At 68.5% G+C, this 20235-nt stretch carries 19 protein-coding genes, 1 tRNA gene and 1 pseudogene; 8 read left to right on the top strand and 13 right to left on the bottom strand.

All coding sequences use genetic code 11. The features are described from left to right. The first annotated feature begins 400 nt into the window (after window positions 1-400). Both GLP40_RS18605 and GLP40_RS18610 read left to right on the top strand, forming a co-directional pair. Complete coding sequence (locus GLP40_RS18605; RefSeq protein ID WP_154789199.1) at window positions 401-841, top strand: hypothetical protein; 441 nt, start codon at window positions 401-403, stop codon at window positions 839-841. Next, window positions 838-2172, top strand: coding sequence for an ADP-ribosylglycohydrolase family protein (locus GLP40_RS18610; protein ID WP_328290348.1), 1335 nt, complete (start codon window positions 838-840; stop codon window positions 2170-2172). The genes GLP40_RS18605 and GLP40_RS18610 overlap by 4 nt, the downstream gene beginning before the upstream one ends. A 239-nt stretch (window positions 2173-2411) precedes the next feature. Here the strand turns inward: GLP40_RS18610 and GLP40_RS18615 are convergent, their stop codons facing one another. Further along, on the bottom strand, window positions 2412-3734 hold the full coding sequence (locus GLP40_RS18615; protein WP_328290349.1) for an acetyl-CoA C-acetyltransferase: 1323 nt from the start codon (window positions 3732-3734) through the stop codon (window positions 2412-2414). Between the two features lie 120 nt (window positions 3735-3854). Between GLP40_RS18615 and GLP40_RS18620 the strand changes: the two genes are divergently transcribed. Together GLP40_RS18620 and GLP40_RS18625 are read left to right on the top strand one after the other, a co-directional pair. Further along, window positions 3855-5264, top strand: a complete 1410-nt coding sequence (locus GLP40_RS18620) for a 3-oxoacyl-ACP reductase (RefSeq protein ID WP_154789202.1) — start codon at window positions 3855-3857, stop codon at window positions 5262-5264. Then, window positions 5264-6130 carry a MaoC family dehydratase gene (locus GLP40_RS18625; RefSeq protein ID WP_154789203.1) on the top strand — a complete coding sequence of 289 codons (867 nt, stop codon included), beginning with the start codon at window positions 5264-5266 and terminating at the stop codon, window positions 6128-6130. The genes GLP40_RS18620 and GLP40_RS18625 overlap by 1 nt, the downstream gene beginning before the upstream one ends. 204 nt (window positions 6131-6334) lie before the next feature. On the opposite strand, the gene GLP40_RS33905 is transcribed toward GLP40_RS18625, so the two are convergent. The 7 genes and pseudogenes from GLP40_RS33905 to GLP40_RS18655 all read right to left on the bottom strand — a co-directional run bounded on the left by GLP40_RS33905 (window position 6335) and on the right by GLP40_RS18655 (window position 13653). Further along, a complete protein-coding gene (locus tag GLP40_RS33905) occupies window positions 6335-6523 on the bottom strand; it encodes a hypothetical protein (RefSeq protein WP_230329739.1) in 189 nt (62 codons plus the stop codon). Window positions 6524-6662: 139 nt separating this feature from the next. After that, window positions 6663-6872, bottom strand: a pseudogene (locus tag GLP40_RS33910) (FAD-dependent monooxygenase); the annotation flags it as partial. A 92-nt stretch (window positions 6873-6964) separates the two neighbouring features. Continuing rightward, window positions 6965-8281, bottom strand: coding sequence for a DUF5685 family protein (locus GLP40_RS18635; RefSeq protein ID WP_154789205.1), 1317 nt, complete (start codon window positions 8279-8281; stop codon window positions 6965-6967). Window positions 8282-8364: 83 nt separating this feature from the next. Beyond that, window positions 8365-8973: a TetR/AcrR family transcriptional regulator gene (locus GLP40_RS18640; protein ID WP_154789206.1), complete on the bottom strand. Its 609-nt coding sequence runs from the start codon at window positions 8971-8973 to the stop codon at window positions 8365-8367. A 128-nt stretch (window positions 8974-9101) separates the two neighbouring features. Further along, complete coding sequence (locus GLP40_RS18645) at window positions 9102-10271, bottom strand: glycoside hydrolase family 3 N-terminal domain-containing protein (RefSeq protein ID WP_154789207.1); 1170 nt, start codon at window positions 10269-10271, stop codon at window positions 9102-9104. Between the two features lie 163 nt (window positions 10272-10434). Then, complete coding sequence (gene gnd, locus GLP40_RS18650) at window positions 10435-11463, bottom strand: phosphogluconate dehydrogenase (NAD(+)-dependent, decarboxylating) (RefSeq protein WP_154789208.1); 1029 nt, start codon at window positions 11461-11463, stop codon at window positions 10435-10437. A 363-nt stretch (window positions 11464-11826) separates the two neighbouring features. Beyond that, complete coding sequence (locus GLP40_RS18655) at window positions 11827-13653, bottom strand: acyl-CoA dehydrogenase (RefSeq protein WP_154789380.1); 1827 nt, start codon at window positions 13651-13653, stop codon at window positions 11827-11829. Window positions 13654-14124: 471 nt separating this feature from the next. Between GLP40_RS18655 and GLP40_RS18660 the strand changes: the two genes are divergently transcribed. Next, window positions 14125-14730 (top strand): alpha/beta hydrolase family protein, encoded by a 606-nt coding sequence (locus GLP40_RS18660; RefSeq protein ID WP_154789209.1) that lies wholly within the window; start codon window positions 14125-14127, stop codon window positions 14728-14730. 108 nt (window positions 14731-14838) lie between these two features. Here GLP40_RS18660 and GLP40_RS18665 read toward each other — a convergent pair whose 3' ends face one another. The 4 genes from GLP40_RS18665 to GLP40_RS18680 all read right to left on the bottom strand — a co-directional run bounded on the left by GLP40_RS18665 (window position 14839) and on the right by GLP40_RS18680 (window position 18518). Continuing rightward, window positions 14839-15558 (bottom strand): class I SAM-dependent methyltransferase, encoded by a 720-nt coding sequence (locus GLP40_RS18665; protein ID WP_154789210.1) that lies wholly within the window; start codon window positions 15556-15558, stop codon window positions 14839-14841. A 150-nt stretch (window positions 15559-15708) separates the two neighbouring features. Beyond that, a complete protein-coding gene (locus GLP40_RS18670) occupies window positions 15709-16782 on the bottom strand; it encodes a DUF4185 domain-containing protein (RefSeq protein WP_328290388.1) in 1074 nt (357 codons plus the stop codon). A 188-nt stretch (window positions 16783-16970) separates the two neighbouring features. Then, on the bottom strand, window positions 16971-17729 hold the full coding sequence (locus GLP40_RS18675; RefSeq protein WP_154789212.1) for a crotonase/enoyl-CoA hydratase family protein: 759 nt from the start codon (window positions 17727-17729) through the stop codon (window positions 16971-16973). A 9-nt stretch (window positions 17730-17738) separates the two neighbouring features. Further along, entirely contained in the window at window positions 17739-18518 is a 780-nt protein-coding gene (locus GLP40_RS18680) for an alpha/beta fold hydrolase (RefSeq protein ID WP_154789213.1), read from the bottom strand. Window positions 18519-18618: 100 nt separating this feature from the next. Here GLP40_RS18680 and GLP40_RS18685 point away from each other — a divergent pair, with 100 nt between their 5' ends. Genes GLP40_RS18685 through GLP40_RS18695 form a run of 3 tightly spaced genes read left to right on the top strand, consistent with a single transcriptional unit; the run spans window position 18619 to window position 19509 of the window. Next, window positions 18619-18843, top strand: a complete 225-nt coding sequence (locus GLP40_RS18685; RefSeq protein ID WP_154789214.1) for a hypothetical protein — start codon at window positions 18619-18621, stop codon at window positions 18841-18843. Continuing rightward, complete coding sequence (locus GLP40_RS33915) at window positions 18830-19126, top strand: hypothetical protein (protein ID WP_230329692.1); 297 nt, start codon at window positions 18830-18832, stop codon at window positions 19124-19126. Before GLP40_RS18685 ends, GLP40_RS33915 begins: the two co-directional genes overlap by 14 nt. A gap of 32 nt (window positions 19127-19158) precedes the next feature. Next, entirely contained in the window at window positions 19159-19509 is a 351-nt protein-coding gene (locus GLP40_RS18695) for a hypothetical protein (RefSeq protein WP_154789215.1), read from the top strand. A 273-nt stretch (window positions 19510-19782) separates the two neighbouring features. Here GLP40_RS18695 and GLP40_RS18700 read toward each other — a convergent pair. After that, a tRNA-Gly gene (locus GLP40_RS18700) sits at window positions 19783-19856 on the bottom strand. Between the last annotated feature and the right edge of the window lie 379 nt (window positions 19857-20235).

Genomic DNA, 20235 nt, shown 5'->3' on the forward strand with positions numbered 1-20235 from the left:
GCGGCGCGTCTCGTTCTGGACTGTGTGGAGCGGGGGAGCGTAGGGGAGGAGCGGAGGGAGGGAAGAACGAGACCTCCAGGGCCGCGAGCCCGCCCGGAGCGGAGCGGAGGGCAGATTGGACACCGTTGGTTCGCGGCGCGTCTCGTTCTGGACTGAGTGGAGCGGGGGAGCGTAGCGGAGGAGCGGAGGGAGGGAAGAACGAGACCTCCAGGGCCGCGAACCCGCCCGGAGCGAAGCGGAGGGCAAATTGAACACAGCGCACGTTCTCCACAGTTTGCGAACGATTCACCCAAACCGGTGGTGCGATGCGGGGTACGGGTTTTCACTGAAATTGTCGGCTCTCGCCGACGATCGACATCGCCGTCGTTGGAGCAGGCCGAACGAGGGGTGGAGTGTGCGGTTGGACGAGCTGACGACCCCGCAGGAGTGGGCACGTATGTACCGCTCGCTGTTCGGTCTTCCCCACGTGCACGTGACCACGCCGGGATTCGTGGTGCTACCACTGGTCGACACCATCGCCGCTGTGAACACCCCGGAACCGTTGGGGGCCTTGATTCTTGATGAACTGGTCGGTCGCGACGTACCCGGCCCGGTGCTGGTGCGCGACAAGCCGCCGCGCCGCACCTTCCTCGCGGTCTTCGACGGCTATCCATCCGACGACTGCCTGGAATTGCTGGAGCGCAACAGCGTCGACATCGGCCCGCATCGCAGTAATGTCATCCTGCCCACCGGATTCGGCCGTCGCACCCATGAGGGCCGATGGTGGGCGCGCGCGCCTCGGCGCGACGAATCCCTGCCCCTGCTCTCCGAGGTGGTCGCGGCCACCCAGGCGGTGTTGTGACCATAGAGTCGGCCTTCTTCGGCCATCATGAGGCCGATCCGCGTGCCCTGCTGTACTACGAATGGTGTCAGCGCGCCGAATCCGGGTACGCGGTAGAGGATTTCGCGGAAGAGGTGCGCGATCTGACGCACACCGACCGGACGATCCCCGCGGCGTGCTGGCGGCTGTTGGATCGGGTCGAACAGGCGCCGCGGCTGCCGGACTGGCCCTACACCGAATGGGTGGACGCGCCGTGGAGTGTGAATCCGGCGGACATCGAGCAGGATTCGGTACCCGGCCTGGCGGAGCTCGAGCTGCTGGACCGCATTCACGGCGGCTGGATCGGCCGCTGCGTCGGCTGCACGCTCGGTAAACCCCTGGAGAACGGCTTCATCTGGACGCCCGCGCGCATCCGCGAGTATCTGGAATCGAACGGGGTCTATCCGCTGCGCGACTACGTCCCCGTCGACGATCCGCTCCCGCCCGAGGCGAACGGCCGAAGAGCCTGGGGCACAGCTACTCTCGGCCGCATCGACGGCTGTCCCCGCGATGACGACGTCGACTACCCGATTCTCGGCCTGCACCTGCTCGAACAGCACGGCGCGGCGTTCGCCCCCGATGACGTCGCGGCGCTCTGGCTCGAACGGCTGCCGTTCCTGCAGACCTATACCGCTGAACGCGTCGCCTACCGCAACCTCATCGACGGCTTCGTCCCGCCCGACACGGCCATCTTCCGAAATCCCTACCGCGAGTGGATAGGCGCTCTGATCCGCGCCGATATCCACGGCTACACCCACCCCGGCCAACCCCGCCGCGCGGCCGCCGCGGCCGCCCGCGACGCCTCGATCTCCCACGTGGGCAACGGTTTATGGGCCGCCATGTGGGCGGGCGCGCTGATCGCCGCCGCCTTCACCGCCCCCGGCCCCGCCGCCGCGCTGACCGTCGCCCAGTCGGTGCTCCCCGCCCGCTCCCGCCTCGCCGTGGCCCTGTCGGAGGTCCTGGACGACCACCGCGGCGGACTGTCCTGGGAGCAGGCCGTGACCGCCATCCACACCCGCCACGCCCACTACAACTGGGTCCACGCCGTCGGTAACGCCTGTCTCATCGCGGCCGGATTACTCTGGGGCGACGCCGATTTCACCCGCACCCTCGCCCTCACGGTGCAGGGCGGCTGGGACACCGACTCCAATGGCGCGACGGCCGGTTCCGTCGTGGGCATCCTCACCGGAGCCGCCGCCGTCCCCGCCCACTGGACCGCCCCGTTCCACGACACCGTCCACAGCTCCGTCGCCGGCTATGACCGCACCCGCATCTCCGACCTGGCCCGCCGCACTCTGAGGCTCCTTGTGTAGGGCCGCGAGGAATCGAACCCGACCCGCTACTCGTCGCCAGGTGATCCAGCACCGGATCCACTCGCGGCCACCGGGCAGGGTCCCGGCGGGATCAAAGCACCCGCACAGTGCTTTCAGTGGTGCCGTACGACGAAGGCGGTGCCCGGTCCGTCGTCCTGGACCGGGCACCGCCCTCGAACAGAAATGGGGCTTTCGGGTTACATCCTGTAAACGGTTTTCAGGGGCGTGGCCCCTGTGAACTACCGCTCGACGATGGCGACGACGCCCTGGCCGCCCGCGGCGCAGATGGAGACCAGCGCGCGGCCGCCGCCCTTCTCGGCCAGCTGCTTGGCGGTCTGGGCGATGATGCGGCCGCCGGTGGCGGCGAACGGATGACCCGCCGCCAGCGAGGAGCCGTTCACGTTCAGCTTGGCGCGGTCGATGGAGCCGAGCGCGCCGTCCAGGCCCAGACGCTCCTTGCAGTACTGGTCCGACTCCCACGCCTGCAGGGTGGCGAGCACCACGGAGGCGAAGGCCTCGTGGATCTCGTAGTAGTCGAAGTCCTGCAGGGTCAGGCCATTGCGGGCCAGCATCCGCGGCACCGCGTAGGTCGGGGCCATGAGCAGGCCGTCCGGGCCGTGGATGTAGTCCACCGCGGCGACTTCGGAGTCCACCAGGTAGGCCAGCGGCGACAGGTTGCGCGAGGCCGCCCACTCCTCGGAGCCCAGCAGCACCGCGGACGCGCCGTCGGTGAGCGGGGTGGAGTTGCCGGCGGTCATGGTGGCGTCGCCGAGCTTGGTGCCGAAGACCGGCTTCAGGGTGGCCAGCTTCTCGATGGTGGAGCCCGGACGCAGATTGTCGTCACGGGTCAGGCCGAGGAACGGGGTGACGAGGTCGTCCATGAAGCCGCGGTCGTAGGCGGCGGCCATGTTCTTGTGCGACAGGTAGGCCAGCTCGTCCTGCGCCTCGCGGGAGACGCCGAACTCCTTGGCGGTCATGGCGGCGTGTTCGCCCATCGAAAGACCGGTCCGAGGTTCGGCATTGCGCGGGATCTCGATGCCGACCATGGAGGGACGCAGGCGGCCGACCAGCTTCACGTAGTCGGAGTTCTTCTTGGCGCGGTTGGCGTCGAGCATCCACTCGCGCATGCTCTCGCTCACGCCGATCGGGGCGTCGGAGGTGGTGTCGCTGCCGCCGCCGATGCCGTTCTCGAGGCGGCCCAGGGCGATGCCGTCGGCCACGGTGACGATGGACTGCAGGCCGGTGCCGCAGGCCAGCTGCAGGTCGTGTGCCGGGGTGTAGGGCGAGAGGGTGGAGCCGAGCACGCTCTCGCGGATCATGCCGTGCTCACCGACGCGCTTGAGGACCGCGCCGCCGACGACCATGCCCAGGCGCTCGCCCTGCAGGCCGAAACGGGCGACCAGGCCGTTCAGGGCCGCGGTGAACATGTCCTGATTGGAGGCGTGGGCGTACTTGCCGTCGGAACGAGCGAACGGGATGCGGTTACCGCCGAGGATGGCAACCGGGCGGGCCTGCTTGGTGGTCTTGGCCGCGGCCTTCGCCGAACGGGCTTTGGTGGTCACTCGAGTCTCCAGTGTCTCGTCGGTGGATTCCGGCACGCGCATCCCCGCGGGGTGCACGTCAGTCGGTTTACATTAAACTTACTCTGGAGTAAGTTCATTTGTCGACACCGTACCCCGCATATGTGCGCAACAACGCTTCCAGCGGGCCGAGACAAGGAGAAGGTAGGAAACGTGGCTGCCAGCAAGAGCAAGGGCGCTCCCAACCTTTACGGATCTTTCATTCACTCCGCTCCCGGCGCGTTCCTGGCCAGCAAGCTCGGTCTGCCGCAGCCGGAGAACCTGCGTCGCTACCGCGCGGGCGAGCCCGCGCTCCCCGGTCCGGTGCTGCTGGGCGGCAAGGGCCGCGTCGCCGACGCCGTGCGAAACCTGCTGGGCGACTACACCTTCGTGGATTCGGCCACCCCGGGCGTGAAGTTCGGCGCGCTGGTGTTCGATGCCACCGGCATCCGCACCATCGAGGAGCTGCAGCAGCTGTTCGAGTTCTTCCAGCCCGCCATGCGCAGCATCGCCGCCTCGGGCCGCGTGCTGGTCGTCGGCACCACCCCCGAGCTCACCGATTCGGTCGACGCCCAGATCGCGCAGCGCGCGCTGGAGGGCTTCACCCGCTCGGTCGGCAAGGAGCTGCGGCGCGGCGCGACCTGCAACCTGGTGTACCTGCACCCCGAAGCCGCCGCTGCCGCAACGGGTCTGGAGTCCACCCTGCGCTTCATCCTGTCCGGCAAGTCGGCGTTCGTCGACGGCCAGGTCTTCCGGGTCGGCAAGGACGACTCGACCGCGCCGACCTCCTGGGACAAGCCGCTGGACGGCAAGGTCGCCGTGGTCACCGGCGCCGCCCGCGGCATCGGCGCGACCATCGCCGAGGTCTTCGCCCGCGACGGCGCCACCGTGATCGTGGCCGACATCCCGGCCGCCGGTGAGGCCCTGTCGGCGACCGCCAACAAGGTCGGCGCCACCGCCCTCGCCCTCGACGTCACCGCCCCCGACGCCGCCGAGAAGCTGGCCGCCTTCGCCACCGAACGCTTCGGCGGCATCGACATCGTCGTCCACAACGCCGGCATCACCCGTGACAAGCTGCTCGCCAATATGGACGAGGGCCGCTGGAACTCGGTCATCAACGTGAACCTGGCCGCGCCGCACCGCATTACGGAGGGTTTGGTCGCCGCGGGTGCGCTGAAGTCCGGTGGCCGCGTCATCGACGTGTCCTCCATCGCCGGTATCGCCGGTAACCGCGGGCAGACCAACTACGGCGCCTCCAAGGCCGGCGTCATCGGCATGGTGAACGCCGAGGCCCCGAAGCTGGCCGAGAAGGGCATCACCATCAACGCGGTGGCCCCCGGCTTCATCGAGACCGCCATGACGGCCGCCATCCCGCTGGGCACCCGCGAGGCCGGCCGGCTGCTGTCCTCGCTGCTGCAGGGCGGTCAGACCGTGGACGTCGCCGAGACCATCGCCTACTTCGCCTCCCCGGCCTCGAACGCGGTGTCCGGCAACATCATCCGCGTCTGCGGCCAGGCCCTGATCGGAGCGTGATGAGGCAGACCGTCAACCTCACCGAGGTGCCCAAGAACAGCGGCCTGTTCGTCAAGGCCGCACTGGGCGCGCTGCCGGTGCCGGGTCTGTCGGCCCGCAAGCCCACCCTGCCGGACCGCAGCGTCCGTCTCGAGGGCTTCAAGGTCGATCCGGAGCACCTCGCCGCCTACTGCCGGGCCACCGGCCTGCGTTTCGGTGACGCGCTGCCGTTGACCTACCCGTTCGTGCTCAGCTTCCCGCTGGCCATGCAGCTGGTCGTCGCCCGCGACTTCCCGTTCGTGGCTGTGGGCGCGGTGCACGCGGAGAACGTCATCCAGCGCACGCGCGAGATCTCGGTGTCCGAGCCGCTGGACTTCGAGACCCACATCGAGAACCTGCGCGAGCACCCCAAGGGTCTGCTGGTGGACGCCGTCACCGAGGTCAGTGTGGGCCGCGAGCTGGTGTGGCGCCAGGTCACCACCTTCCTGCACCAGCAGCGCACCTCGCTGTCGGGCGGGCCCAAGCCGGAGCCCAAGCCGGAAGAGGTTCCGCCCCCGCCGCTGCGCGCGCTGCGGGTCGATCAGAAGATGATCAACCGCTACGCCGCCGCCTCCGGCGACCACAATCCGATCCACACCTCGGCGCTGGGCGCCAAGGCCTTCGGCTTCCCGAAGCCGATCGCGCACGGCATGTGGTCGGCGGCGACCGTGCTCGGCGCACTCGAGGGCCGGATTCCCGACCAGGTCACCTACGCGGTGAAGTTCGGCAAGCCGATCTTCCTGCCGTCCACGGTGAACCTGTACGCGGACCGGGTGTCCGGTGGGTGGGACCTGTCCTTGAAACACCCGAAGAAGGGCTATCCGCACCTGACCGCTACGCTGCGCTGAAACCTCGCCGCGCGGGTAGGGTCGAAAACCCGCAGTGCGAGGGAGTGTCGAGCCTGACACCCGAAGATTCGGGCGCGGCCGCCATCCGGCGGTCCGCCCGACGGGGGTGAAGAGCCGCACACTGTTTCGAATTCGGATGTCGCCACGCAGGGGTTTCTACATCCGGCCCGAAACAGTGTGCGGCTCTTGTATTTCCGGAGCGGGTCAGGCGATGGGCGAGCGCATCGGCGCACTGCTGCCGTCCACCAGCAGCGTCAGCACGTCACCGAGCCAGTCCGGCGTCAGCCCGGAATCGGGACCGGCCGCGATGTGGTGATCCGGCCGGACCAGCAGGGCCTCGCCGGCGGCCAGCCCGGCATGCGTCGCGCAGTCGGCCGCCGGCAGGGCGTGCACGGCCAGGTCGATACCGGTGGCGCGCCGCGCCTGTGCGGCGGCCGTGCGCCACGTCCCGGCCTGACAGATCCAGCGACTCCGCGGTCCGCACCGACTCGCCGGTCCACGCCCCGCCGAACTTCCCCGCCCGCAACGCGCTCGCCGCCGCCAGGATCTGCGCCTCGACCCCGGCCTGCCGGTACATCTCACCGGTGCGGGTGTGCAGCCCCCGGGAACGCGGCAGCGGTGAGGCGGTCGCCCATCGCTCCACCAGAACATAAGGGACGCCGTGGTATTCGAGGAACAGTGCGGCGGACAATCCAACCAGACCGCCGCCGGCCACCAGGACCGGAACATGTGCCGTTGTCATGCTCCCAGCGTGGGCACGACCGCTTGCACGCCCCTTGCACGGCGATCACACGACGCAACAGGGGCGGCCGTGCCGGTCTCGGCTCGCGACGTTCAGCAACTGCAATCGCATCCGCAGCAGTCACAGTCGCAGCAGTCGCCGTCGCAGCAATCGCAATCACACCCACCGCAATTGCAGTCGCAGCAGCCGTGGCCGTCGCAGCAGCCGCCACCGCCGCCCGCGGCGTGGTGATGGCCGCCGCCGCAGTTGCAGTTGCTACAGCAATCGCAGCAGTCGCAGTCGCAGCGATCGATCCACGGCGCCTTGCGATCCCCGCTGCACGGACGGGTGTGCCACTTGAAACACGCGTAGCCGGTGCAGTACTGGGTGCCGATGATCCCCAGCCCCTCGAGCAGGTTCGGCCGCTGCATCGGCGGTCCTCCCGGCCCGGGCGGTACGAGTCCCGGCTGCGGCGTGAACGGCGCGCCCGGCTGCCAGGGCTGCTCGCCGCGCGGTGCCACCTCGGACGCCGCCGCGGAGTGGGTGCGGCAGGTGCGGATGGTGCAGGTGTGCGCGATGCCCGCGGCCCGGCCCAGCTTGCGGACCACGCCTCCCAGCGGGTCGAGCAGGATCCAGCGGACCGTGGCGGCGCGGTCCAGGGCGACGCGGGCGAGGGCCGCGCGCAGGAGTGAATTCGATTCGGCGACAAGGGCGTGTGCCTGTTCCAGGGTGGTTCCGGTGGCCGACAGCGGGTTGAAGTGACCCTGGGCGTTGTCCGCGTCGAGGTCTTCGATCGCGTCGGCCAGATGCGCGATACGGCCGAGATGCCATCCCACCTCACGCAGGGCGTCGGCGTTCTCGGGCCGGTTCGCGAGAATCGCGGTGTGCGCGAACAATTCCGCCGCGCAGAGCTGGGTCGGCGCGGTCAGCTCGGTGAGGGTGCTCTCAGGTGAATTCTCCAGCCGCAGCTGCGATTCGATCGCGGCGATCAGCGGTTCGACGTCGAGGCCGAGGGGCTCGGCGGCGGCGCGCGCCCGGGTATGCCACCGCGTGGAGACGCGGGTGAGCGGGCGGCGCGCCAGGTGGTGGGCATCGCCGTCGTCGACATGGTCGCGAATCTTGGCCGCGCCCAGCAGCAGTGAGGCGGTCGCGGCGAGGCGCACGCCGGGCGCGCCGGCGGCGACCACCTCGGCGCGGCGCATGCCGCGCAACGGGCAGGGGCCCGCGCCGGTGCGGGCGGACGGCTCGGATTGCTGTGCCTCGGTGAGTATTTCGAGGACGATGGCATCGGTATTGGTCGCTGCGCGGGCGAGCTGGCCGTGGCCGTCACGCAAACCCAGGCAGAGACCACACAGGTGGGTCTGCCAGGCCGACGGGTCGATACCGTGCCGTGCCGCACTGTGCGCGCACGGCTTCAGCAAGCCGAACAACTCTCGTCCCCATCCCCGGCCATGCCGGCCGTCCTGCAACACGATCGCAGCGAACTGTGGCAGGCGATCGCGGTCGCGGCAAGTCAGACCTGTTCGGCCTTCTTCTTGTTGCCGGACAGACCACGCCAGGCCAGATCGTCGAGCAGGTCGACGGCCTCGGCCAGGTCGATCTGCCCGCTGGCGACCCGGTCGGCGATGGCCTCGCCCGCGCCGATCACGGCCACCGACACCACCTCGAAGTTGGTGCCCGGTTCGGCGTACTTGGCGCTGGATTCGAGCAGCTTGGCGGTGAGCTCGATGATCCGTTCGCGGCTGTTGGCGATCTCGGAGGCGAAGGGCTGCTGGCCCAGCGCCTGCCGGTAGAGGACCTGCCAGGACAGCCGGTTCTGATCCACATAGGACAGGAAGGCCTCGAGGCCCGCGCGCAGCTGCTCATGCGGGGTGAGCTTGGGGTTGCCGGCGACCGCGACCGCCTCGATGAACCGCATGCTCTCGCGGTGGATGCAGGCCCGGAAGAGCTCGTCCTTGGATCCGTAGTAGAGGTACAGCATCGGCTTGGAGATCTTCGCCTCGGCGGCGATGGCGTCCATGGAGGTGTCGTGGTAACCCTTGCGCGAGAAGACCTCCACGGCGGCGTCGAGCATCTGCTGCTCGCGCACCGCGCGAGGAAGCCGTTTCGTTCCGCCTGCCATTCACTCTCCTAAGACCGGACGGCCGTCACCCTCGACGAGTGCCGACGTCCTTATCTTACTCTATGGTAAGTTCCGCGAGCGCGAATTGCCGGTCATTCGCCACTGCTCAGCAGCGTGATGACCGAGGGCTAGCAACGTGGCGCGGAGCCCTTGAACCTTGCCATGCGCAATACCGAGGCATCCACCTGGGCTCCCGGTAAGCGGCCACTGTTGACCGCCGCGACGAGCCGATCGAGCACCTTCGGCACCGCGTCCGTGGTGATCCACAGGGCGTTGTCGGCCCCCGCGACCAGGGCCGCTTCCACCGCGTCCTCGATGCTCATGCGATTGGTGATGGCCGCCATGCCGCCCAGATCGTCGGTGAAGATGACGCCGTCGAAGGGTGCTGCGCCGTAGCCGGTACCCTGCCGCAGCAGTGCCATGGCCTGCGGACTGATACTGGCCGGCACATTCGAAGTGGTGAGACCGGGTACATCCAGGTGCCCGACCATGACTGCCGCGCCCGAATCGACCAGCTTCCGAAACGGCACCAGGTCCTTGTCCTGCATCTGATCCAGCGGCGGCGTGTGCACCGCGCCGGTGTGCGAGTCGCCGGAGCCGGAGCCGTGGCCCGGAAAGTGCTTCATGACGCTGCCCAACCCGGCGTCCTTGAAGGCCCGGATGAACGCGTCCGCGTACTGCACCACCACGTCCGGGTCGTCGGAGAAGGAGCGGTCGCCGATCACCGAGTCGTCGGGCTGGCTGCTGACGTCCACATCCGGCGCGAAATCCACGGTCACGCCCAGCGCCTTCAGCTTCTGCGCGCGGTCCAGGCTGAACGTGTAGAACTCGTCCGGGCTCATGGTCTGCGCGATCACCCGAGCCGAGGGCGCGACCCCGATCAGATCCTTGGCCCGCGAGACCCGCCCGCCCTCCTCGTCGATGGTCACCATGAGCGGTATCCGCGATGCCTTCCGGACCGCGTCCACCTGGTGCTGGGTCAGCATGGCCTTGTCGGTCCAGCTGCCGATGAAGATGCCGCCGATCTGCTCGGCGTTCACCACGTTCTCGGCGTCGGCCTCGCCGGTGACCCCGACGGTGAGCAGCTGCGCCAGCTTCTGCCGCAGGGTGAACTGCGCGAGGTAGCCGGCCGCGCAATCCTGTTGCGCCGGAGTCGTTGTCGACGGCGCGGCGGCGGTGCTGCTGCTCGGGGATCCGCTGCTCGGCGGCGCGGATTCGGTGGACGAGTGCTGGCCGCTGGAACAGCCGGAGAGCACGAGGGCGGTCACCGCGATGACGATCCCCGGTACAAGGCGCATGCCTCCGACGGTAGCTCCCCGGCCTCCCCGAGCCTCGAGCGGCCCGCTGACAGCCGTTGCCGCCTTCACACCTGTGCCGGCGGTTGGGTTCCGCACCGATTTCGGGCGCACCCGGCGAGTTACCCCGAACTCGCGAGACCAGTTGCCGCCCTTCATATCCCACTCATTGGTTCGGCAATTCGTGATGCCCGCCGAAGGCCTGCCGCATGGCCGAGAGCACCTTGTCGGCGTAGAGGGATTCGCCGCGGGAGGCGAAGCGCTGGAACAGGGCCGCCGACAGCACGGGGGCGGGAACGCCCTCGTCGATCGCGGCGTCGAGGGTCCAGCGGCCCTCCCCGGAGTCGGAGACGCGGCCGCCGAAGGAGTCGAGGGTGGGATCGGCGTACAGCTCGGCGGCGGTGAGGTCGAGCAGCCAGGAGGCCACGACCGATCCGCGCCGCCACACCTCGGTCACCTCGGGGACGTCGATGTCGTATCGGTAGTAGTCGGGATGCTCGAGCGGGGTCACCTCGGCCGAGTGCTCGTCGGCCGCCTGATTGCCGATATCGGCCCTGTGCAGGATGTTGAGGCCCTCCGCGTAGGCGGCCATCGCGCCGTATTCGATCCCGTTGTGCACCATCTTCACGAAATGCCCCGCGCCGGCGGGGCCGCAGTGTAGATAGCCCTGCTCGGCGGTGGAGGGCTCACCGGTGCGACCAGGAGTGCGTGGCGCGGCGTCCACGCCGGGCGCGATCGATTTCAGCAGCGGGTCCAGGTGGGCGACGGTATCGGTCTCGCCGCCGATCATCAGGCAGAAGCCGCGATCGAGCCCGAACACGCCGCCCGAGGTGCCGATGTCCACGTAGTGAATGCCCTTGGGCCGCAGCGCCTTCGCGCGTTCGATGTCCTCGTGATAGCGGCTGTTGCCGCCGTCGACGATGATGTCGCCGGGTTCCAGCAGCTCGGCCAGATTCTCGATCACCGCGCCGGTGGCGCCCGCGGGAATCATGACCCACACCACCCGCGGTGAGGTGAGCATGGCCACGAATTTCGGGAGTTCGGTGCTGCCCTGGAAACTGTCGCCGAGCTCGGCGGACAGTTGGTCGATGTGCTCGGGGCGCCGTTCATAGCCGACCGCGGTATGTCCGTCACGCACGATCCGGCGCACGATATTGGCGCCCATCCGGCCGAGTCCGATCATTCCGAGCTGCATGGGCTCATCTCCTCGAGTCGTACGGTCCCCGGTCCGTCCCGATTGTCCCAGCCGAGGGCCGTCGAATTTTTTTCCGATCGGATGGAAGGGCGTGTAACGCCCTGGAGTAGGTGTCGATAAAAGGGGTGGCTCCGTGCTGTTGCCAGACCCCCGACCCGGCAACCGCACGGGGCTTTCCTTTGCCCTCCGATTATCGTCGCAGAAGATTTGCTGACGGCTGGGTAGGGCGGTTCGAAGCCGGTGAAGGCCGACGCACGCCAATTGCTGACCCGCGTTCCGGAGCATGAACAGCACTGTGGCCCGGGGGTCCCGGGCCACAGTGCTGTTCGGCTGTCACGGGGTGCGAGCCCCCGCGCTGTCGTATCAGAAGGCGGCTTCGTCCAGCTCCATGATGTCGTTGTCCAGGTTGGACAGCACCGTGCGGACCGAGGTCAGTTCCGGCAGGACGTTGCGGGCGAAGAACTGCGCGGTGGCGACCTTGCCCTGGTAGAACGCCTCGGTGGAGCCGTTGTCGAGGGCGTTGATGGCGACCTCGGCCTGGGCCAGCAGCAGCCAGCCGATGAGCAGGTCGCCGACGGCCAGCAGGAAGCGGACCGAACCCAGGCCGACCTTGTAGAGCTCCTTCGGGTCCTGCTGGGCGGCCATCAGGTGCCCGGTCAGGGTGGCGGCCATGCCCTGGACGTCCTCGAGGGCGGTGGCCAGCAGCTTGCGCTCGGCCTTGAGGCGGCCGTTGCCGCCCTCACGCTCGATGAACTTCTGGATCTGGCCGGCCACGTGGGCCAGCGCCACGCCACGGTCGCGGGCGATCTTGCGGAAGAAGAAGTCCTGCGCCTGGATGGCGGTGGTGCCCTCGTACAGGGAGTCGATCTTGGCGTCGCGGATGTACTGCTCGATCGGGTAGTCCTGCAGGAAGCCGGAGCCGCCGAAGGTCTGCAGCGATTCGGTCAGGTACTGGTAGGCCCGCTCGGAACCGACACCCTTGACGATCGGCAGCAGCAGGTCGTTGACGCGGAACGCGGTGTCGGAGTCGGCGCCCGAGACCAGCTCGGCGATGTCCTCGTTCTGGTGCGCGGCGGTGTACAGGTAGACGGCGCGCAGGCCCTCGGCGTACGCCTTCTGCATGGCCAGCGAACGACGCACGTCCGGGTGGTGGGTGATGGTGACGCGCGGAGCCGACTTGTCGGCCATCTGGGTCAGGTCGGCGCCCTGCACGCGGGTCTTGGCGTACTCCAGCGCGTTCAGGTAACCGGTCGACAGGGTGGCGATGGCCTTGGTGCCCACCATCATTCGCGCGTTCTCGATGACGTCGAACATCTGCGCGATGCCGTTGTGGACCTCGCCGACCAGCCAGCCCTTGGCGGGAACGCCGTGGCCGCCGAAGGTGACCTCACAGGTGGCCGAGACCTTGATGCCCATCTTGTGCTCGACATTGGTGACGAACACGCCGTTGCGCTCACCCATGGTCTGGGTGTCGAAGTCGAAGTGGAACTTCGGCACGTAGAACAGCGACAGGCCCTTGGTGCCCGGGCCGGCGCCCTCGGGGCGGGCCAGCACCAGGTGCATGATGTTCTCGAAGAGGTCGTCGGAGTCGCCCGAGGTGATGAAGCGCTTGACGCCCTCGATGTGCCAGGAGCCGTCTTCCTGCTTGATCGCCTTGGTGCGGCCGGCGCCGACGTCGGAGCCCGCGTCGGGCTCGGTCAGCACCATGGTGGCGCCCCAGTTGCGGTCGGCGATGATCTGAGCCCACTTCTTCTGCTCATCGGTGCCGTTGTTGTAGAAGACCTGCGCGAAACCCGCGCCGGCGGCGTACATCTGGGCCGGCGGGTTGGCGCCGAGGATCATCTCGCCCAGGGCCCAGCCGACGACGGAGGGGGCGCCCAGGCCGCCCAGCTCCTCGCGGACGGGCACCTTGGACCAGCCGCCGTCCTCGAGGGCGCGGTAGGACTTCTTGAAGGACTCGGGGAGAGTGACCGTGTGGGTCTGCGGGTCGAAGACCGGCGGGTTGCGGTCGGCGTCGGCGAAGGACTCGGCCAGCGGGCCCTCGGCCAGGCGACGGACCTCGCTCAGCATCTCCTTGACGGTGTCGGCGTCGAGGTCGCCGTAGGCGCCCGCGTCGAGCAGCTTCTGGATGCCCAGGAACTCGAAGAGGTTGAACTCGAGGTCGCGAACGTTGCTCTTGTAGTGACCCATGGTCGTACTCACTCTCCATTGAGATGGGTGCGGTTCGGTGTGTGCCGTTCCCGCCCGTTAGGTCTCCACCGGGTAGACACCGTAAAGCAGCGCTACTGGCGGGTAACTTATGCGCCATGTTACCGGCCGGTAAGGGGGGAGCCAAGGTCATCGCCGCCGAATGTGACTGAAAGCACGCGAGTTGCCGGGAGTCGGGGTCGCATCGGCGCCGTGCGGCTCCCGTCGTCGCAGCTAGAGCCCGTGCGGGGGAGATCAGGGTGGACCGGCCGCGAGTCCTTCGGCGCAGCGTGCGGCGGCAGTTCGGGCAACCGCCGCGCACACCGGGCATATCACCCCGGACCTGCCGATTCTCGGCGTGATCGCGGGCTTCGCCGGGCTGATGGCGGCCCGACCGGTCGATTTCCGGCGAAGGCGCTGAGGTCCGCGGTGTGCCGCGTGAGGCCGGTCCGCGCGGCTGATTACGGTGCCTGCATGCGCATCGAGACGAGTGCCGGGCCGGCGGAGGTGGAGATCCACCGGGCGGGCCGGAACAAGCCCCGGTTCCTGCTGGTGCTCACCCATGGCTCCGGCGGTGGCGTCGACGCGAAAGATGTGCTGGCCCTGCGTGATTCGGCCGTGGAGATGGGTGGCGCGGTCGCGCTGGTGACGCAGCCGTACCGGGTGGCGGGGCGGCGCGCCCCGGGCAAGGCCGACGTGCAGGACGCGGCATGGCTGGAAATCATTGCGGCCCTGCGGAAGAAGGTGCGCGGGGTGCCCGTGATCCAGGGCGGGCGCAGCAATGGCGCGCGGGTGGCCTGCCGCACCGCGCGGGCGGCCGGTGCGCGGGGCGTGGTCGCGCTGTCGTTCCCGCTGCATCCGCCGGGAAAGCCGGAGAAGTCGCGGCGCGAGGAACTGCTCGCGCCGGGCGATATCGAGGTCGTCGTGGTGAACGGCGCGCGCGACCCGTTCGGTGTCCCGGAGGCCGCCGACGCCGCAGAGGTGCATGTCATCGCCGGCCAGGCGCATTCGTACCGGGCGGGTTTCGAGGAGATAGTCGCCGCGATCACCCCGTGGCTGCGCCGGTGGTCCGCGAGTTGAGCCGCATCCTGGAGCGGGTTCAGCGGGCCTGGCCCAGGTAATCCGGGAGAACCCATCCAGTTCATTCTGGATTCCGGCCAAAAGCGCCGCAACGACCGGGCGATGTCGCTAGGAGATGTCCGCGACCGGCGGTTGCAGAGCCTCGAGGGCACGCGGCTCGTGCTCGGGTGCGGATCTGGTGGCCACCACCAGGGCGTCGATGGCGTCGCGGTCCTCGGTGGGGCGGTGTACGCGGTCGGCGATGCGGATGCGGATATCGGGTTCGGCGGGTGCGAGATCGGCGATGATGTCGGCCGGGGTGAAGGTCAGGGCTGGATCCTGTTCGCCGCCATAGCCTTCCACGAGATTGAGGGTGTCATTGCCGATCACCAGCAGCGTGCCCTCGGGGGAGAGCATCTCGGCCGCGTGCAGCAGCAGGGCGCGGCGGTCCTCGACGGGCAGGTGCAGGAAGGCCATGAGCACGAGCTCGTACGGGCCGGTGATACCGGCGGCGTCCAGCCTGGTGACATCCGCGTGGATCCATCGGATGCGCCCGCGCACCGATCGGGACAGCCGCGAGGCGACGGTCCGGCCCTTGTCGATGCCGGTCTGGGAGAAGTCGACCGCGTCCACCTGCCAGCCGTGCGTGGCGAGCCACAGCGCGTTCCGGCCCTCCCCGCAGCCCAGATCCAGCACCCGCGGCAGCTCCGGGCGCGGCGCGATCCCCGGCCCGCCGACCGGAATCCGCCGCTCCAGCCCGAAGACCTGCTCGACAACCGTGGCGTTCGGAGGTGCTCCCCACACCAATTCGGTGTTGGCGTAGTGCTCGTCCCATGCGGCGGCATCCATGGGGACGAGTCTATGAGCCCGTCCCGCGAGACAGATCGACCGCGAACTCGAAGCGAGTTCGCGGCCGAGTGACTGCGAGGTGCCGAGGTGGGTACCGGGCGGCTGGGGTTTCAGGAACGTCGGCCCGAGAGCCGCCGAGAGTTGGGTCGATCAGAGCGTGGTGTGCATCAGCAGCACGTTGTACTGGCTGTGGACCGTGGTGAGGAAGTACAGGTCACGACCGGTCTGGTACGGGAAGATGTACGGCGCGTAGGCCGTCGGCAGTTCCCGCGTGTCGATGAGCACCGTCGGTGCGCTCCACGGCCCCTCGGGGCTCGGCGAGGTGTACATGACCACTGAGTTCCAGGGGTCCGTGGTGAGCATGATGTATTGGCCCAGATAGTCGTTCCACTGGACCGACATCTCCGCCACGCCACCGCCGATCACCGGCTTGGCGGCATTGACATCCTTCTGCCACCTGTCGCCGTCCCAGTACTCGTACGCGCCCATATCGGTGACGCTCGCCTCGGGGACGCGCGCGATGTACGCCGGGTGGTTACGGCCGGAGTCGGTGCCGAACTCGTAGAGGAACCCGTCGCGCTTGACGAAGGCGTTCATCTGGAAGTTCGAGTTGCCGCCGTCGTGGGGGCGGCGGGTGGCGGGCAGTTCGGCCCAGTTCTCACCGTTGTCGTTGGAGACCGCGAGGCTGGAGTAGTTGGTGGTCCACTGGCCCACGTCGTCCCAGCTCTTCACCGACATCAGGCTCATGAACTGGGTGCCGCCCACCGAGACGGCCGCGGTGGGGATGCGGCTGATCTCGATGAAGGGAATCTTGGGGCTGGGGATCAGATCGCGCGCCTGGCCGAAGATGTCCCGCACCACGGAGTCGAAATAGATGCCGTTGGCGGGGTTCTGCGTGTGTGAGCGCAGCAGGATGTTCGATCGCCACGCCCAGGTGCTGCCGACCAGCAGATTCGGCAGGCCCAACCCGGCGGTGTCACCGAACGCGGTGAGCATCTCACCGTTTCCGTTGTCCCACATGATGCCGAGGTCGGTGCCCAGCACGTTGTAGTTCTGCGTGTTGTTGGGGCTGGCCATGCCCGTGACCTGGAAGACCGCCTGGGTGCGGCCCGGCAGCTGCGGCAGACCATTGGTGCCGTTGAGCACCGGAATCGGGTTGATCGCGTTGGGGTTGGCTGCAGCCGGCGTGGTCACGGTAAGGAGCAAGGCCGTGGCGCCTGCTATCGCGGACAGCAGGAGGGGGGCGGTCTTGGTCAATGCGGTGCGTCCTCCGGGTCTCGCCGAATAATGCGCGCCCACACGGTATGTGACGGGTCGCACAATGCGTTCGACTCGATGGCAAAGTGTGAAAATGCTAACAGCGTTATCCGCGAAATGCGGCTTGCGAACCGGGTTGTTCGCCGTGAATTGGCTTACTTTCCATTCCTGCCATGGCCCAGCGCCTGCCTCAGAATGAGCGGCAGCTGGGTGGCGCGTTCCGCGGCCAGGGTCCTGCGGACCGAGGATTGCCAGGTCCGGTCGAACAATCTCTTGGCGCTCGCCACCGCGTGCGGGGAGCGCGTCGCGATCCGGTCGGCCAGTTTCTCGGCGGCCGCGCGCGGGTCCGCGGTCACCTCGGTGACCAGTCCGATGCGCTCGGCGTAGGCCGCGTCCACCGGGTCGGCGGTCATCGTCAGCAGCAGCGCCTGATCGATGCCGATGAGCCGGGACAAAGTGGCCGCGCCGGTCATATCCGGGATCAGCCCGTGCTTGGCCTCCATGACCGAGAACTCCGAATCCGGCGTGACGAACCGGAAATCGGCGGCCAGCGCGATCTGCAGGCCGCCGCCGTAGCAGCGGCCGTGCACCACGGCGATCACGGGCTGCGGCAGCCGCCGCCACGCCCAGCACGCCTCCTGGAAGGTATTGGTGCCGCGCCACGGCAGTGGGACGAAATTGCGGACCACGTCCAGCGGATTGCCCATGGCCTTGGCGACATCCAGTCCGGAGCTGAAGCTGGGCCCGTTGCCGGACAGGATGACCGCGCGGATGTCGGAGCGCCTCCCGAGGACGCGCGCGACCCGCACCAGCTCGTTCAGCATGTCGATGGTCAGGCCGTTGTGCTTGTCCGGCCGGTCCAGGGCCACGTACGCCCGGTCGCCGTCGAAGGTGAGGGAAACGTTGTGGCTCAAGGTCTTTCCTTATTCGAGCTGGTCCAGGAGCAGGCGCGCGCAGCCGGCCGGATCGTCGTAGAAGGGGGTATGGCCGCTTCCACGCAGGGTGACGTGCCGCGCGCCGGGCACCGCCGCGCGGGCGCGGCGAGACTGGGTGGCGTACGTGAGCAGAATGTCACGATTGCCCCAGGCGATGGTTATCGGGATGTCGCCGTAGGCCGTGCGGTCGGGGAGCCGGAAGTCGGTGAAGGAGGCCAGCGCGGCGTCGAAACCCGGCGCGCCGAGCAGGCCCTCGACGGTGTCCACGGCCACCTGGGCGTCGAGCGCCCACGGCTTGCCGAATACCAGGCCGAGGAAGGTGGAACGGCCCACGGTATTGCCGAACAGGGCGGGCACGGCCGGGCGCAGCGCCGTGGTGAGCTGTTTGGCGCGGCCCAGCGCCTGCTGGCACCAGACGCGGCCCGGGGTGTCCCAGAACGCGATGGGGGAGTAAGCGGTGACCGACCGGGCGAGGCCGCGCGCCGCCAGGTCCAGGACGATGCCGCCGCCCATGGAATTGCCTGCCAGATGCGGATTCTCGATGCCCTCGGCGGCGAGGAAATCGACGAGTGCGTCCGCGAGGGTGGAGACCGTGGTGTGCGCGAGCGGCGCGCTGTCGCCGAATCCGGGCAGGTCCACCGCGATCACATCGAAGGACTCGGCCAGGAGGCCGATGATCGGCTCCCACACCTGCCAGCGGCTGCCGACGCCGTGCACGAGCACGAGCGGATCGCCGTCGCCGGTCCGGTGGTGGTTCAACTTCGTCATGCTTCGACTCCCCTGGCCTGGTTCTGCGCGTCTCACCCTACAGTCGTTGACGTATCGCCAACAGGATGGAAAATGCTGCTGCGGAGGTACGATAAAAGGTATGGCAACCCGAAAAGTGACACTCTCGCTGGACGAGGCGGCCTGGTCCTACGCGCAGGACGCCGCTGCCCGCGCGGGCATGTCGCCGTCGGCGTGGATATCTCGCGCCGCGCGTCGCGAAGCCGTGCGGCTCGGTTGCCGCCCGGTGCGGGATCCGGTCGAACTCGCCATGGCCGACGAGGCGGAAATGCTGGCCGCCGAGAAGGAGCTGCGTGCGCAGGGGTGAACTCTGGGTCTACCACCCGCACGGCAACACCCGAACCCGCACCATCATCCTCATCTCGAGCGACGGCATCAACGAGTCGCCGCGTCCCTGGCTGATCGCCGCCGAGGTCGAGGCCGAGGATCCCCAGGACATCCTGGCCGTGCCCATTCCCGGCCACGGCTGGGTACACGCCGGCAATCTGGGCCGCATCTATCGCGGCTGGCTGGATGAGCGCGTCGCCGCCGTCGACAGCGAGACCGCCGAGCGAATCGACACAGCGCTGCGCGCCGCCATGGATCTGTGAGAGGGTGCCTGCGGCATATCTCCCGTCGAATCATGAGAGTCGAGGCACCAGTGCGTATTTCCCTGTTGGCCGCCGCGCTCGTCGCGCTACCCCTGCTCGCCGCGTGTGGCAGCAGCAGCGACAAGCCCGCCGATATCAGCCAGGCGGACGTGTCCAAGGCGCTGCAGGACGGTGGCCTCAAGGACGCCAAGCTGGCCGACTGCGCCGCCAAGATCTATGTGGACCAGGGTATTTCGCAGTCCGGACTGCGTCTCATGATCAAGAACGACGCCAAGACCGCCGCCGCAACCGATCCGGAGTCGCTGGGTATGAGCAAGGACGACGCCGACAAGGCGCGTGCGGCCACCAACAAGATCGTGACCGACTGCCTCAAGCAGGAGTGACCGCTGCGCCGCGACGGCGTCGTGGCGGCCAGCGGGCCTTGGCGGCCCGCGGTTTTCGGTCCGCACTTCTCAACTCCCAGGTGCCGGTGCGCATTCTCTGAATCGACCGGGATCGGCCCGGCATCGGGGAGGACGGCGCCGACCCCGCCGAGGTCGGTCACGGCGCCGAGGATCTGGTCAAGGCCGGCAAGGCAATCGAGCGCAGTGCCGCCGAATGCGTGAAATAGCGCGCTGACATGCGAAAAGCCCCGTCTATCGGACGGGGCTTCTGGCTGGAGCCGGTGACGGGAATCGAACCCGCAATTCGACCTTGGGAAGGTAGCGTGTTGCCACTACACCACACCGGCGCGGTCCTGCTTGTGCACGCGACTCTATCAGACCCCTTCTCTTCCGGTGCAACTTCATTGATCTCCCCGCAGGTCGCGCTCGTCGTGTGGCGTCGCCGAGTCGGGGGCCGAATAGCGGTCCACGATTTCCGCCGAGGGCCGAGCCGTGGTCCGTGAGATCCCCGGGATGTTCGGGACGGGGTCCCCGAGCCTGATTTCCTTCGGGGGCCCGGGGGCGTAGCCGCCCAAGGTTGTCGTGTCGGCGGCTGAGGGGTGCGGGGCTTGGCCCCCACACGTGTCGGCGGCGACGCGCCGAAGACCGCGACTCTCTTTCGCAGAAGCGGCTGGTTCCGCCCACGGGTGGTCGTAGACTGGCCCGCAGGGTCGAAAACCCGTCCAC

It is taken from the genome of Nocardia aurantiaca, assembly GCF_009708175.1.
GTDB classification, from domain to species: Bacteria; Actinomycetota; Actinomycetes; order Mycobacteriales; family Mycobacteriaceae; genus Nocardia; species Nocardia aurantiaca.